At 37.2% G+C, this 15912-nt stretch carries 10 protein-coding genes, 1 pseudogene and 1 riboswitch; all 11 genes and pseudogenes read right to left on the bottom strand.

The annotated features are described in order from the left end of the window. Positions 1 to 106: 106 nt before the first annotated feature. On the bottom strand, positions 107 to 1606 hold the full coding sequence (locus tag NKF87_RS03235; protein WP_117596770.1) for an HD domain-containing phosphohydrolase: 1500 nt from the start codon (positions 1604 to 1606) through the stop codon (positions 107 to 109). Continuing rightward, positions 1599 to 1814: pseudogene (locus tag NKF87_RS03230) on the bottom strand (GGDEF domain-containing protein); the annotation flags it as partial. The pseudogene NKF87_RS03230 and the gene NKF87_RS03235, both read right to left, overlap by 8 nt. Before the next feature lie 5 nt (positions 1815 to 1819). Continuing rightward, positions 1820 to 3880, bottom strand: coding sequence for an ATP-binding protein (locus tag NKF87_RS03225; RefSeq protein WP_117596768.1), 2061 nt, complete (start codon positions 3878 to 3880; stop codon positions 1820 to 1822). Positions 3881 to 3910: 30 nt separating this feature from the next. Then, a complete protein-coding gene (locus NKF87_RS03220; protein ID WP_253583951.1) occupies positions 3911 to 6889 on the bottom strand; it encodes an ATP-binding protein in 2979 nt (992 codons plus the stop codon). Positions 6890 to 6969: 80 nt separating this feature from the next. Further along, a complete protein-coding gene (locus tag NKF87_RS03215; protein WP_253583949.1) occupies positions 6970 to 7305 on the bottom strand; it encodes a response regulator in 336 nt (111 codons plus the stop codon). A 70-nt stretch (positions 7306 to 7375) separates the two neighbouring features. Next, positions 7376 to 10243 (bottom strand): response regulator, encoded by a 2868-nt coding sequence (locus NKF87_RS03210; protein ID WP_253583947.1) that lies wholly within the window; start codon positions 10241 to 10243, stop codon positions 7376 to 7378. Between the two features lie 174 nt (positions 10244 to 10417). Beyond that, a riboswitch (cyclic di-GMP riboswitch) is annotated at positions 10418 to 10493 on the bottom strand. Between the two features lie 313 nt (positions 10494 to 10806). Next, the gene (locus NKF87_RS03205) at positions 10807 to 11484 is read right to left on the bottom strand and encodes an AraC family transcriptional regulator (RefSeq protein WP_334304159.1); all 678 of its coding nucleotides are present in this window, start codon (positions 11482 to 11484) and stop codon (positions 10807 to 10809) included. An 82-nt stretch (positions 11485 to 11566) separates the two neighbouring features. Further along, positions 11567 to 12379, bottom strand: coding sequence for a MurR/RpiR family transcriptional regulator (locus NKF87_RS03200; protein ID WP_055195247.1), 813 nt, complete (start codon positions 12377 to 12379; stop codon positions 11567 to 11569). A 17-nt stretch (positions 12380 to 12396) separates the two neighbouring features. Further along, entirely contained in the window at positions 12397 to 13284 is an 888-nt protein-coding gene (locus tag NKF87_RS03195) for an ROK family protein (RefSeq protein ID WP_055195249.1), read from the bottom strand. Between the two features lie 134 nt (positions 13285 to 13418). Then, entirely contained in the window at positions 13419 to 14336 is a 918-nt protein-coding gene (locus NKF87_RS03190) for a dihydrodipicolinate synthase family protein (RefSeq protein ID WP_028087690.1), read from the bottom strand. 146 nt (positions 14337 to 14482) lie between these two features. Next, positions 14483 to 15733 (bottom strand): sialidase family protein, encoded by a 1251-nt coding sequence (locus NKF87_RS03185; RefSeq protein ID WP_330642799.1) that lies wholly within the window; start codon positions 15731 to 15733, stop codon positions 14483 to 14485. Between the last annotated feature and the right edge of the window lie 179 nt (positions 15734 to 15912).

Raw genomic sequence — 15912 nt, 5'->3', positions numbered from 1 at the left:
CAAATGTGTTCAAGCTTTTTGAAACAAAAATAAGAGAAACGCTGTAATTTCAACGTTTCTCCCATTTTTACTTAATGCCGCATTCCCTCCACTGCTTTGCATTTTTCTATTTTACAGTGTCAAAATATCCAACAATTCCTATATATCCATCTTTCTTTAAAGGCGACCACAACGTACGCAGTTTCAAATGATACATCTGACTGTCGTTCTTCACCTTCGCTTTTATCTGCAATGTGATTTCATTATTTTGTACAGATGTCTGATTTAACAAAAATCTAATGTGTTGAATGTCTTCCATGCTCACTTCGAACACATTGAATATATCAAATTTAGGATCATCTCTCTGACAAAGTATCTGCTGCTCCTCGTTTATTATGATTAGCTGCCCTGAAATTGCATTATACTCGATAGAATTTTTGCCACTGTGCGATCTGAAAAAATCTATCTTTTCCTGCATAATTTTAACGACATTCTGCGAATAGTTTTTGTTCGGCAAAGATTTTTCACTGAGTATTTCATTCGAAAGTCTCTGCGCCTCATAATAATATTTATTACTATCCATCTCTTTGCTGAGCATTTTTGAAAACTGAAGGCTCAATTCTTCCAAACACTTGAGAAGGATCGGATTAAACTGTCCGCATTGCCCGTCCAGGATCATCTTGATTGCCGTATCATGATCAAATGCTTTCTTATAACATCTTTCACTGGTAAGAGCATCATAAACATCCACAATAGACACCACCTGTGCAGAGATTGGTATTTCTTCTCCTTTCAGGCCATCCGGATACCCATTTCCATCCCATCTTTCATGATGCCATCTGCAGATTTCCCATGCGGTATGCACCAGTGGATGATTTTGCAAAAAATGCATATCCCGGATCATGGATGCTCCAATCTCACTATGGGTTTTCATAATTTTAAATTCTTCATCGGTCAGTCTTCCGGGTTTATTCAGTATTTCTTCCGGAATGCGTATTTTACCAATATCATGAAGCGAAGATGCAGTTGTAATTATAGCAATATCAGTCTCCGTCAGATGATATGCATCCGTTGTTTTTACCAGTTGCCTCAGCATCATTTCCGTCGCAGTACGGATATGTAAAATATGTTCGCTACTCTCACTGTTGCGTGATCCTAATACATTGCTCAGAATCCTGATCATAATATTATTATTTTCTTCTTTTTCATAAACCTGATCAACGACCACATTGATCAGGCGCTTTTGATTTGCATATAGCCCCAAAGTATTTTGAACTCTCTTTTTTACGATAACAGAGTCAAATGGCCGTGTAATATAATCTGTGATTCCCATCTCATATGCTTTACGCATAGTCTCAACAGATTCTTCCGAAGATATCATAATTACAGGAGTTTCTTCAACGCATTGGCTTAGTTTCATCCATTTCAGGACTTCAAATCCATCCATCTGTGGCATGTTGATGTCTAAAAGCATCAGATCGATTCCCGGATTCTCTTCCATAATCTGGACTGCCTGATTTCCATTTTCAGCTTCCAGATAATCATAGGTTTCTCCAAGAAATTCTTTCAATATATCCCTGTTGAACTTTGCATCATCGACAATCAGTATTTTTTGTCTTTTATTCATATTTTCTGTTTCCTTTATATTTCTTGCATAACTGTTTATTTTTATACATATAAGCATCTGCATCATCCAATAACATCTGCATTGTACACGACATATCATTGGAGGATAATGCCCATCCGCATGCATAGTCGATTGGTATTTGATTTTCATAACTATTTAATCTATCTTTTTCTCTGTACAAGGATTTCAATATTTCCTTAATTTCCGCCTATATTAGGAACAAATACTTTTAATAGTCTTTTTCATCTTTTCAATATCCAAAGGTTTCGCCAAATGAGCGTTCATACCCACGGCAATGCACTTTTCAGCATCTTCCTGGAATGCATTTGCTGTCATAGCTATAATCGGTACTGTTTTTGCATCTGAACGTTCTAATTCCCTGATTTTTCTCGTAGCTGTATATCCATCCATAACAGGCATCATCAGATCCATCAAAATTACATCAAATGTTCCTGCCGGTTTCTCTTTAAATAGTTCCAGTGCCTGCTGTCCATTCTCCGCTCTGGTAATTAACGCTCCGACATCTTCGAGAACTGTCTTTGCTATTTCCGCATTCAGCTCATTATCTTCTACAAGGAGAATTCTTTTCCCTTTTATTGTATGAATTGCAGATGACTCTATGGTATCCTCACTTCCATATACCTCTTCTTTCAATGCTATGTCAAAAGAAAGATCTATCGTAAATTTTGTTCCAATACCCTGTCTGCTTTCTACCTGAATACTTCCACCCATCAGCTCTATCATAGATTTGATAATAGGAAGTCCCAACCCGGTTCCCGGCACTTTGTTTTCTGTTGTACTATGTTCTCTGGAAAATTCTTCATAGATATGTGGAAGATATTCTTCACTCATACCAATGCCCGTATCTTCACATGAAAAAATATAGCGTATCTTTGAAGGATTCTCTGATACCGCCTCATGTACTTCTACATAGATTGAATGTCCCTCCGGGGTATACTTTATAGCATTGCTGATAATATTCAGCATGATCTCCTGTAACTTTGTCTGATCACAGACAACATAATGATGTCTTACATCTAAAACAGCATGATACTGCAGGTTCTTCTTTCTGACATCCTCTTCAAACACTGTATTTACTCTGTGAAATAATGCATCCATATCTTCAGCTTTTAACTGCAATACCGCAGTACCACTTTCAATCCGGGCCATCTCCAGAACCTGATTGATGATTCTCAGCAAAAGATTACTGGAAGACTGTATCTTTTCCAGATATTCTTTTGCCTTTCTTTCATTTTGCAGATTCTTCTCCAACAAACCGGAAAAACCTACAATTGCATTCATCGGAGTCCGGATATCATGACTCATGTTAAATAAAAATCTTGTTTTTGCCTCATTGGCATTTTTCGCCTGCTCAGCAGCTTTTTCCAGTTCTGCTTCATATTGTCTTTCCCTGTGTTTTTTACTGGATATTAAATAAAATACTGTAGCAATCAATAATGAGAATACATAAGAAATGACAATACACATAATCCAGTAAGAACGTGGACTCCATCCCTCTGAGGGTATAATATCAAAATACCATGTGTTATTGGGAACTGCACATTCTACTGTCAGAATATTATCCGACATATTATCCTGGCTCTCTGCTAAAATAATCTTGTCGCTGCTGCCTCTGTCATATGTCCAAATTCTGTAACAGAAATCTGCATCGCTTAAATAATCAAGATTTATCTCTCCAATGAAACGATCCCAGTCAATCACCAGAATCACAAAGCCCCAGAACTCATCCTGTTCTGAATTATTGTCCTGATAAACCGGATTAAAAAGCAATGCTCCTGTCCCTCCCTGCTTTAACTGGTATGGTCCTCCAAGCGTATATTTCCCGCTATCCCTTGCCAGAATTGCATCCTTTTTCCGTTCATGTTCCTGCAGCATATCCAGTCCAAAAGCCCCCTCATTTCCCTGTTTCGGATAAATGTCTGTAACAATCCCTTCAGGTGCCAGTTCAAATGCCTTTATCACTCCATCTTCATTAGGAATCTTTTCTGCCAGTTCAGAAAATGTATTCTCATCCAGATTCTCTCCTGCACTGATATAATTTCCCAAAAGAGCAGAGAGCATGCTATACTGATCCAGTCTTGCCCTGACTCTTTTCTCAGTAATCTGCGCCATATATTTTCCGGTTGTCTTTTCATCCTTTTCCAAATTATGAAGCAGAAAAACGCCAACAATCAATGCTGTCAGAAAAGCAATCAATCCAACAATATAGCAATGTACTCTTATTTTTTTATATAGTTCGCTGTCCTTTTTCATTCTGCTATCCCTCTGTTATTCTCTTTTCGGTCACTGACATATCTGCTTACCAGCACAGAATTTTCGGATTGTATCCATCAGTTCCTGTACATTTAAAGGTTTTGACAGGTGCGCATCCATCCCTGCCTCCATCGTCTTTCTTTTATCTTCAACAAAAGCATTGGCTGTTATGGCAATGATTGGAATCATTTCTGCATCTTTCTTTCCACTGCCACGAATCGCCCTGGCTGCCTGATATCCGTCCATCACAGGCATCATGATATCCATTAGAACCGCATCGTAATATCCTTCCGGCATTTTTAGGAAACATTCCACTGCCTGCTGTCCATCTTCCGCCTCTGTGACGGAAATTCCCTCATCTTTCAGAAGGAATGCCGCAATTTCCCTGTTAAGCTCGTTATCCTCTGCCAATAGAATACGGCACCCGGACAGATTTTCCTTTGGTAATTCAGACATTTCCTGTACAACTGCAGGTTCTTCTGCTATTTCAAAAGGTATGACCACATGTATGAAAGTGCCCTGATTTTCCACACTGTCAATCTGAATGGTTCCATCCATACGATCAAGCAGCTCTTTTACAATCGCCATTCCAAGTCCGGTACCTTTATAGTGTGATCTGGCGCCCTGATCAGCCTGAACAAATGGCTGAAATATATTCTTCAGGAAATCCTCTGACATTCCGATTCCCGTATCTTTTATAGTCACATCTACCAACACTCTATTATCGGATTGCTTCTCTTCTTTCAAGAAGCAATCCACTGAGCCATTTTTACGGTTGTATTTAATACTGTTTGTAATCAGATTTAAAAATATCTGTTTTACACGCAGGGAGCTTCCGGTAAGATTCGGATATGGAATCGAATAAGGATCATCCATAAAATGAATCGTAATACACTCTTTATCTGCCATCATCTGTGCAATGGTTTCCACCTCATGAAGCAGATCCGGCAGATAAAAATCTTCTTTCGAAATTTTTGTTTCTTCATTTTCCAGTTTACTCATTTCCAGTGTATCATTGATCAGCGACAACAGATGGTCTGCCGCTACTCTTGCCTTAAGACGGCTGGAATCCACCAGTGTTCTGTCCTCCGGGTGCTTCATGCAGATATCCATAAGCCCGATAATTCCATTCAATGGTGTCCGCATATCATGGGACATTCTGGAGAGGAAATCTGATTTACTCTGGTTTGCTTTTTTCTCGCTCTCCAGGGCAATGGTTTTTTCCACCAGTTCATTTTGGTCCAGAATCAGATTCCAGTGTTCGATCATTCCATCCGGTTTGCGGATTTTGTGTCCCCTGTCCTCAATATATTTCCAGGATCCATTTTTGCATTTCATTCGATATGTGATTTCATAATGATCCGATTTACTATACTGCTCCAACGCCTGTGCAATTCCCTGTTCCAGATCGTCCGGATGCGCCAGGTCAACAATCGTCCCTCCGGAAGCTTCCATCAATTCCTCCGGAGTATCATATCCCAGCATCTGTGCAAAATGCTCTGAAACATACTTAAAAGAATATTCCGAATCATCATTGCTGATTTTCACACCACCCGGCAGTGCAGATGTGATCATGTCCAGCTGATTCTTAAGTTCCTGGTTTACTTTTTGCAAAGAATCTTTATAAAACCGCTCTTTCTGTACGATCTCATCTATACTTCGGAAACCAAGGAACGCAAAATGGCTGCCTTCCTCGTACTCTTTTACAATATGTGCCTGAAAGCAGGACAAACCTGCTGCATTTGGTGACGTCTCAAAAGAAAAATGATATTCATCTTCTGTTTCAAAATGCTTTTTAATCTCGTTACGGTCCAGTTCCCGACGCATTACATCACGAAATTCCGGAAGTGCAAATGCAGAAGCATAGGCATCCACATAATCTGAAAATGCTTTGAACTCTTCATGTTTCTGAGCATGATTTGTCTCCTGATTAAATACAAACTCATACTCATCCGTATCCAGATTCAAAACAAAAGCTGTCGTATAATCACGGCTCAGTCCTGACAAAATCCTGTTCTTTTTTATCAGTTCCTGCTTATAAGTAATTTCAACCTGTTTTTCTTTATCAATCTGCCGGACAACATACAGAACATTTGTAACCTTACCAGATGGGTTCCGTTTTTTTACAATAAATCTTGCCAGATGCCAGGATCCACTTTGTGCCCGGTATTCGACCGCAATACTTTCCGTGTCTTTCAGCCTGTCAGCCAGAGTCGATGTATCAAGGAACTTTTTCATCATTTCCTGATGCTCCCCATCAACAATTGTATTGATAGCATGCTGGAAAGCTTCTTCCGTTTTTCCATGCTTGCCTGTAAGTTTATGCATCTCGTTGCCGGCAGATATTTCTTCATAAGTTCCTGTTTCCAGATTCATTCGGTAGATCAGCCAGTATAATTTACTGATGGAATCAATGATTTCTCCATTCAGATTTGCAGTTTCCAGTGCATCCTCAAGTGCCTTCATCATTCTCAGGTTTTCACGGACACTTCCCATATGGCACCCCACATCAGATAACAGATTCATGGACACCATATTCTGATTCAGATCCGGGTTATCCAATCCAATGAAGCCTATAAATTTATGATTTGTATAAATCGGCACAGCAATCAGAGCATGAATATTCTGAGGCTTTAAAATTTCATATTCCTGTGGGGTTTCTTCTGCTATTTCTTCCAGGTCATAAATGATGATATTTTTCTTCTGGATAAATGTTTCCACCCAGTTCTGCATCAGGCAGACAGGAACTTTCTGCAGATTCTGTATCTGCGGTTTGATTCCCGAGGCACACCATTCAAATGTATTTTTAAAACTTTCTTTTTTTTCTGAACTCCATTCAAAAATATACGCTCTGTCTGCTGCTGTATATTTTCCAACGCTCTTCAGTATAGATGGCGTAATGTCATCCAGTTGTTTTTCATTCTCTGCCTGACTCATGGAAGAAATCTTATGAAGGATTTCATCCATGTAATACAATTTACTTTTTTTATCATCTCTGTATTCTTCCATATCACTTTTCCCCATTTTATAATTATTTGCCGCCTGTCTTCTTGCTACTTACATATGCTCCAATTGGGAAACAACAACTTCTATACACCAAACACCTGGTCAAAAACAGCAAGTATTGTATTTATATCAATTGGTTTTGCAATATGAGCATTCATACCTGCTTTAAATGCCTTCTTTTTATCTTCTTCGAATGCGTTTGCGGTCATGGCAACGATTGGAATATTTGCTTTCCTGTTATTCCTCAGAGTACGGATTTCCCTGGTTGTCATATAACCATCCATGGCAAAGAAACCGACTTTGACAGTTTCATGCTGCGAACTGTCCTCGGCCGTATATGCAGTCAGGGAAGAAAATATCATACACACGCATACAAAAACCAGTAACACTGCCACATATTTCTTTGCTCTCGAAATCATATTAAATCTCCTGTCTGTCAAATATATTTCTCTATACGTCTCCTTGTCAAGCTCCTGGTTTAATAAATTTTCACCTGTCCCTACTGCTTCTCAATTCTTCGCATATAGTCTGCTTGATTGTTTTATCATCTAACGGCTTTGCAAGATGTGCGTTCATTCCTGCTTCCATACACTTTTCTGCATCTTCCCTAAATGCATTTGCAGTCATAGCAATAATAGGGATTGTTTTTGCATCCTGCCGTTCCAGGGATCTTATTGTTTTTGTGGCAGTAAGCCCATCCATCACCGGCATCATGACATCCATTAAAATAACATCGTATGTTCCTGATTCGCAGGCTTCAAAGTTCTGAACAGCTTCTAACCCATTTTTCACTGTTTCTACTTTAGCCCCATTTTCCGTCAGTATAAATTCTGCTATTTCCGCATTCAGCTTATTATCTTCAACCAATAATATCCGGACACCTGATATATCTGCATCAAAATCTTCTTTTTCTTCTAGCCGTGCATTCGTATCAATTTTAAATGGAAGTATTACAGTAAAACAGCTTCCTTCACCAAGCTTGCTTTCAACTGTTATGGTTCCGCCCATCTTTTCTACAAGTTGTTTCACAATAGGCATTCCCAGACCTGTCCCATTATAATCAGAACGTGGGGAATTATCTGCCTGTACAAATGGAGTAAACAATTCATTTTTTATAAATTCTTCTGACATTCCAATTCCATTATCTTTTATTTTAAATTCACATGTCATGTAATCTTCTGATCTTTCAATCGTTCTCATACTCATGTAAATAGAACCATTCACCTTATTGTACTTCATACTGTTTGTAAACAGATTCATCAATACTTTTTTCAGATGAACTGCATTGCTCCAAACATATATACCACTGTAATCATCATGTTCTCCTATAACATGAAGTCCTTTTTCTTCTGCCTGAAAAGATAGTGACTCCGTGATTTCCTGACATACCTGATCCAGATTGATGGATTCATCACTAAAAACCACGGTATCCGATTCTAACTTTGCCATATCCAAAACATCATTTACCAATGATAATAGCAGTTTCGAAGACTCATTTATTTTATTCAGGCAATCTTTTGCCCGCTCACCATCACTTCCGCTTTTTTCAAGAATTGTAAGCATGCCCATAATACCATTGATCGGTGTCCTGATGTCATGAGACATGTTATTTAAAAAGGAAGTCTTAGCCTTATTGGCACTCTGTGCTTCTACAAGTGCATTTTGTAATTCCTGCTGTTTTTCTTCAAGCTCCTGATTCAGCTTCAATGCTTGCTCAGCAGACTTCTTGGATTTTTCTTCCGCACGTTTTGATTTTTTCAAAGAATCAAGAATTATACACAGAACAACAAAAATAGAGATTCCAACTATGAGTGAGACAGCCAGTAAATTGTCCTGAATAAAATCCTTCGCTGTAACTTTTCGTGAAGAAGCATTATACGAAACTACTGCCCCCGAGAATTGAGCTGCAGGCATAGATGTCAGTGTTTTATTCAGAATGGACAAAAAAACCGGTTCTCCCTGCCGAACAGCAAATGAAACATCGGCTTCTTTTGTCAGGAAAACACTATGAAGCTTATTATTTTTCAAATAGTCAGAAACAGTACCTGAATTGCTTACAATGCAATCTGCCTCCCCTTTCTGCATCGCTTTTACTGCTGCATCTGATGTCCCATATTCTATAATCTCCCATTTTGGATAATTGTATGAAAGATATGCCTTCAATGAAAAATTATCTTTTTCAACGGCAACTGTATTCTCTTTATTTTCATCAAAAGAATCCTTTGCCGTAATTGCTGCCATATTGAGAGTCAATAGCGTATCCGACAAAGCAAATCCATTTGTTTCTGCGAAGTATGGATTCTGGTTTGCATGAAAAATCAGGTCTATATTTCCATCCTGCAATGCCTGAAGCAGTTCACTTCTTGTATCATACCCCTTTAATTCAAATTCCAGAGTCTGACCTTGCAGACAATTTTCTGCAAGATCCACATAATCTGTGATAACACCTGTCAATTTACCTGTTGATGAATCTACACTACTGATACCTCCATCCTGATTCAGATAGCCTATCCTGATTGCTCCATGCTGCCCGATCCACTCCCTTTCTTCTTTTGAAAGAAACGAGCTGCTCTGTGCAGAAAGATAACGCCTGTAGAGATCATCTGTGTAAAATGGGTTGTCATCCTTGATTCTGCGCATAGCACTATCCAGTGCTTCTTTGATATCCGGACGTTCTGGATTTATAGCGAAATAGATTTCTGTCTCTCCAATACTTGTAATCGGCGAAATCTCCGATTCTTCCCAACGGGGTTCTTCTACCGAAACGAAGCAGTCAATTTCATGTTTCGACAGTTTGTCCATAACTTCTGCGGTATTAGAAACATTGACATGCTGCGTATGCAGACCATACTTTAACTCCCATTCGTTAAGCACATCCTCCGTTATATTATCTTTAAACACACCAATATTTTTTCCCTCAAAAGAATCCAAATTTCCTGCTGTAAGATCCATATTGGATGCATCCGTATAGATGTAATATTTCTCTTCCCCCATAGGCATATCGGAAAAAAGCATATTTTCAGCACGTTCGTCTGTATAGGAAATGCCACCAAGAATATCAATCTCTCCATTTTCCAACTGTGTAAAGCAGTTTTTCCAATCACTTGTTATGTATTTATATGTCCAACCTGCATAACCTGCAATATCTTGAAGATACTCATAACCATAGCCGCTTCTTTCTCCCTTTTCATTGACAGTATTATAAGTTTCTTCAAAAGATCCTACCCGGATAACATTGTCAGAGTTTTCTTTGGCAAATGTAGGAACGGATAAAACAATAAAACATATAATTGTGCAAAATATAATGTAACAAAATTTGAAATTCATTATATTCTGTACTAATTTGCACTTCTTCATCTTTCTCCCCTCCTCTAGGCTACAGTTGCTTGCTTCCAGATTTTAATTTTACATTCATTAATTATCAATAACCTCCCCGCTATTTTTCACAATATTTTTCCAAACAGATTCTGTATTACTTATTCAAGTGCTCTACCATAAAAAAGCACTGCCAAACAGACAGTGCACCTCATTGCATGCAACTGGCTGCCATTTTACAGGCCCTGTAGCTTTGCGTCCCAGATTTTCATCTGGTTTGCCGATTTCCATATTATAACTTTAATACTTATGCAAAAAAACTGATTTTATTATACTATAGCACTCTACTGTACACAAGAAAACATTACCGTTTTAACGCCAAAAAATAAAAAAAGAACAGCCGATACATATACTCGAACTGTTCTTCTACTTCCGAAGTCCTTAACTGCTGTATTTACTTCTTTTTCTGAAGTAGTTCTCCGTTTGTTTCTTCCCCAGTCATACATGACATAATAATTAACCACTACCCCATATTATAAATAACACCCAGAGATACTTATTTCAGACTGATAATCAAATTTTTATTGAATTTATTAATCTATATGTTATGACAACATCTCTTTCACACAAGTACTCCGATAATCACTCGGTGATATTTTATATCTTTCTTTAAATACTCGGTTAAATGTTCTCTGACTTTCAAATCCACTATCCAGACAAATGTTTGTAATAGAATCACTCGTATTTTCCAAACGCTGGCATGCATAGTTCAGCCTTGCATCGTTAAGATATTGATTAAAGTTTCTATGGAATGTTTTGGAAAAGAGTCTGGATAAAACATATTTGCTCACCCCCAGATCTTTTGCCATCTCTTCCAGCGAAAATTTCTTCTTAAAATTTGCTGATATATAGGAAACTGTCTGGTAAATAAGATCGTTGCTCCCCACATTACTCTTTTCTACCAAATTTAATTTTCCTATGCAGCGTGCCAACACAATTTGAAGATATGCCTGTGCAACAGTAATATCCGACTGTTCTGTCTCTAAAATTGCATTTATAACCCTATATACCTCCGGTTCAACCTTTTCCGCTTTGATGATTGGGTATTCAGGAGCCATGGATTGCATGATATCTGCAAATTTGGCTATCGTAAATGGCGATGCCATCAGATAAGTCGCTTTATTTACACCGGGTGTCAGTACCTGATAGTGATGAATAACATCTGGAAATACAAAGCCTAATCCAAATTGGGTTAGTCTTTCTTTGTTTATTGCAAAATTCATAACTCTTCGCTGACACACATAAAGATAATTATTTCTTGCAGTTTTGATGTGTCACCAAATTAATCATTTAATTATTTGTTCATTATTCTTCCAATGCGCATAATGTGCTATCATGCATTCCTTCTCGGATATACTTATTCTGCTCTACATAATAAGCATAAATAATATCGAGTATAATCAATATCGGAAATTGTGGCGAAATCACATTACCATAGTTCAAATGTCTTAAAGAGGAAAGTGCTACTACCTCCGAATAGTACTCAGAAAACTTTTTTCCATTATTTGTGGTAAATAAAACCGTTTTAGCACCTTTGTTATACGCTTCCCGCAATAAATAGGTAACTTCTTCTCTTTCTCCACTTATACTAAAACCAAATATAAGACTTCTTCTATTCTGAAAAACAGATGCCATCTTTATCATATCTGAATCTGTCATCGAATCAACATCTATACCAATTCGCATAAAACGAATTTCCATCTCTTTTGCTGAAAGACCTGAACTACCACAACCACATACTAATACACGGTCTGCTTTATTCAGATATCCCACAATTCTCCCAATTTGAGCCTCATCCACTAAATTATATGTTTTATTTAATACTTCTTGATAAGCATTCAAAACTATTTTTGTATTTCCAGTAATTTTCTCTTCTTTTTCCTCAAATGTGTTCTCGTATTGATAAATGAACTCTTGATAACCTCGATATCCTATTTTTTTAGCAAATCTTGACAGTGTGGCTTTTGATGTATAAAGTAATTCTGCAATATGACTACTAGAAAAATCTGTGTTCTGATTATTATGAATAAAAAAATCTGCAACTGTTTTTTCTGCCGACGTCAATTTATGATAATTTGATTCGATAATCGATATTACTGATTTTACATAATATTCCATAATATAATCCTGCCCTTTTAATGCAAACTACAGAAATGATAAAATGCTCCTAACATTCCTGCATCATTCTGATGTTTTGCAAATACAATTTTTGTATGTTCCTCAATACTTGATACTAAATACCTTTTCACTGCACATTCGACTCTCTCTTTTAAAAATTGTTCCTGAGCCATGATTCCCCCTCCAAGTACTACAACTTCTGGATTAATCACGTAGCAAATATTTGCTATTCCTTCTCCTAAAATATCCACCATTTCATCAATTGCCAAAAGACAAAGCTTGTCTCCTTTTTTTGCCTCTTCAAAAATATGATATCCATCCCATTTCTTTTCTGTTTCCCCTTTCCATTCAGAAACTTTTTTTGTCAGAATACTTGCGGCTCCAAGTGTTTGAAAATCACTATCATTCATATGCATATATCCAACTTCACATGCACTGTTGCTGAATCCATGATACACTTCACCATCCATTATAATGCTCCCACCAATTCCCGTCCCAATTGTAAGAATTAGTGCCACATGACTTCCTTTTGCTGCACCTGAACGATATTCAGCAAGTCCTGCACAATTTACATCATTTTCTACTTCACAAGGAATTTTAAATTTATCTTCTAATAGCTTTTTAAACTGCATTCCTGTATAGTTTGGAATTAATGGTGCCGAATAAAAAATAGCACCTTGTTCTGTATTAACCATTCCTGCCGTTGAAATGCAAATTCCAGAAGCTTTTTCCTGAATTCGTCCTTGTAGTTTTTCTACAATTACAAAAACTTTTTCCAAAATTGCAGAACCACCTTTTTCAGCTTCTGTTTTCATGGTTTCCTTCATCATGATTTCAGCATTTTCACAGATAATTCCATATTTAATCGCGGTTCCTCCAATGTCGATACTAATATATTTTTTCATCTTATGAACCTTTCCTTTCAAATATATTACTTTTTGTTTTTGTGTCATATTATATATATTCAAAAAGGGTAAGCCGTTGCTCGGTTTACCCTTTTGATTATTCGCCAAGAATTCAAAAATTTATTTTCTTATACTTACAAATATTTCTTCTTAGCATCACAAATCATTTGTGCAGCTTTTTTTACAATATCGGAATCTTCGTCAATTAACCCAGGTAAAGGTTCCTTTACTCCACCAAGTTCAAGACCCTCATTAATTTTTAAAATTGCTTTAATCACTGCATACATATTTCCATGTGCAGAACACATTTTATAGATGATTTCATCACATGCATACTGGATTTCTCTTGCTTCTTCCATCTTTCCAGCCCTTACATACTCATCTAACTTCAGATATAACTCTGGCATAACTCCGTATGTACCACCGATTGCTCCTTCAGCTCCGATGACACGTCCGCTCATGAACTGCTCATCCGGTCCATTGAAAATGATATAGTCAGGACCTGCTGCCTGTTTGAACATCTGGATATCCTGTACTGGCATAGAAGAGTTCTTAACACCGATTACGTTTGGATTCTTTCTCATCTCTGCAAAAAGTCCCTGTGTAAGAGCAACTCCTGCAAGCTGCGGAATATTATAGATTACAAAGTCTGTGTTTGGTGCTGCCGCACTAATGTCATTCCAGTACTGAGCGATTGCATACTCTGGCAGGTGGAAATAGATCGGTGGAATTGCTGCAATAGCATCAACTCCAAGGCTCTCTGCATGTCTTGCAAGTTCCTGGCTGTCTTTTGTGTTATTGCATGCAACGTGTGCAATAACTGTAAGTTTTCCTTCTGCTGCTTTCATAACGTTCTCAAGGATGATCTTACGATCTTCTACGCTCTGGTAGATACATTCTCCCGAAGATCCGTTAACATATACACCTTTTACACCTTTTTCTACGAAATATTTTGTCAGTGACTGTACTCCTTCTGGACTTACATTTCCCTCATTGTCATAACATGCATAAAACGCTGGAATCACACCTTTATACTTTTCAAGATTTCTCATATTTTTTACTCCTTTTACAAATACTATTTATAATATTACGTTCTAATATTTAATTTCATTTAAGCAATTCTTATAATGAAAATATGCGGTTCACCTTTTATTTTTGTCAACCGCATATTTTATTTATTCAAAGTACATTATTCCTTTTATGGCTGAACCTTCAATTCGTCAATCGTGAATTTTTCATATTTTAATATATTTTTCAAATGTAGTTCATTTCTTGACCATGAATCATATTTCTCATATAAAAGTCCAACCTTACCATCCGGAAGTTCTGTTAAGCATGAATAGGAATAACCCATTTGCGGTGTATCTACAGAATAACAATATTTCCATTCTACAGAATATTTATTTACTCCAGATTGCCCTGTTTCATTAATTAATCCGATCCATATTTTTCCGTTTTTTCGTCCGTTTGTCGCATTCGGTGCCGATAATATAATAGCTGGTTTTCCATCTATTGGTTGTGAATAATTGATAACAGATAACTGTGTTCCATAAGAAGTGGTAGCAATTTCTGTAAGCGGTACTCTATCACTCCATGTTTCTCCTCCATCTATACTTGTTACTTCAGCAATATATCCAGACCCTGTTCTTAAATATGTTTTTAATGATCCATCTGGCATTTCTACTATCTGTGCTTCTGCGGTTGCTCCTCCAGTATTGTGGTCTGCCTCGACATAATTCCAGCTATTTCCATGATCATCACTATACATAAAGCCCAATTCTGCCGATGATTTTGAATATAATGGCACAATCAATCTTCCTGCATTCTCTCCTGTTGTAATTTGCTTTCCAATTCCAGGTCCCAGTACCAAAAACTTTGATTCTTCTGGTTTAAATGTACTCACTATATTTAAATCGGACCAGTTATCGCCTTCATCATCTGAGTACTTCATTGCCAGATAATTTGTTGGAAATACTTTAAACATAGAGTCCTTGTAAAAGACATTCATATTTACATCTGTATCTGTCGGTGTTTCTAATAAACTTGTTCCTTCAAAATTATAATCATATTGTTTACAGGTTAGTGCTTCGCCATTCTTATACAAGTTGTATTCACCATCTACACTATATTCTGTTGATGCATTTGTTGTATCATCATAAATAATACCATTTTCTCTAATTGAATAATTGTAATCACTAGACGAATCGTCTTTCCAATGTAATTTCAAATATTTTTTGCCATTGATTTCTTTAAATCCAGAACCAACAGATGCATTAGAACTTCCAATGCCGGCTGGCATTAAATCTGCAAAAAGAAAAACACGATGTGTTGATTTGTCTTCCAAAAGTACAGGATCTATATAAGATGCACTTCCCTGAATCTGTACATTCTTGCCTACAGAGTCTCTTGGCCAATCAATATTTTTTGCTACATAATCATCAAATTTCATAGGTAATGTTGGTTCACCCCATGTATTTCCACCATCTGTACTTTTTGCAAATGCTGTATTGATTTTGCTTTTTGAATCATGCGTCCCACCATACCTTGCATCTGCTGCCGCAATTACTGTACCGGAATCTAATGTTAATAGTGATGGAATTCTAAAATAATTTGATTTTGTTGCATCTC

The organism is Dorea longicatena, from assembly GCF_024168045.1.
GTDB lineage: Bacteria > Bacillota > Clostridia > Lachnospirales > Lachnospiraceae > Dorea_A.
Note: the sequence above shows the minus strand (reverse complement) of the source record. Positions and strands in the feature narration are given on the sequence as shown.

Bases quoted from the DNA above. Each gene is read 5' to 3' on its own strand.
- NKF87_RS03235 (WP_117596770.1), bottom strand. From the start codon at position 1,606: ATGAATAAAAGACAAAAAATACTGATTGTCGATGATGCAAAGTTCAAC.
- NKF87_RS03225 (WP_117596768.1), bottom strand. From the start codon at position 3,880: ATGAAAAAGGACAGCGAACTATATAAAAAAATAAGAGTACATTGCTAT.
- NKF87_RS03220 (WP_253583951.1), bottom strand. From the start codon at position 6,889: ATGGAAGAATACAGAGATGATAAAAAAAGTAAATTGTATTACATGGAT.
- NKF87_RS03215 (WP_253583949.1), bottom strand. From the start codon at position 7,305: ATGATTTCGAGAGCAAAGAAATATGTGGCAGTGTTACTGGTTTTTGTA.
- NKF87_RS03210 (WP_253583947.1), bottom strand. From the start codon at position 10,243: ATGAAGAAGTGCAAATTAGTACAGAATATAATGAATTTCAAATTTTGT.
- NKF87_RS03205 (WP_334304159.1), bottom strand. From the start codon at position 11,484: ATGAATTTTGCAATAAACAAAGAAAGACTAACCCAATTTGGATTAGGC.
- NKF87_RS03200 (WP_055195247.1), bottom strand. From the start codon at position 12,379: ATGGAATATTATGTAAAATCAGTAATATCGATTATCGAATCAAATTAT.
- NKF87_RS03195 (WP_055195249.1), bottom strand. From the start codon at position 13,284: ATGAAAAAATATATTAGTATCGACATTGGAGGAACCGCGATTAAATAT.
- NKF87_RS03190 (WP_028087690.1), bottom strand. From the start codon at position 14,336: ATGAGAAATCTTGAAAAGTATAAAGGTGTGATTCCAGCGTTTTATGCA.
- NKF87_RS03185 (WP_330642799.1), bottom strand. From the start codon at position 15,733: ATGAAATTTGATGATTATGTAGCAAAAAATATTGATTGGCCAAGAGAC.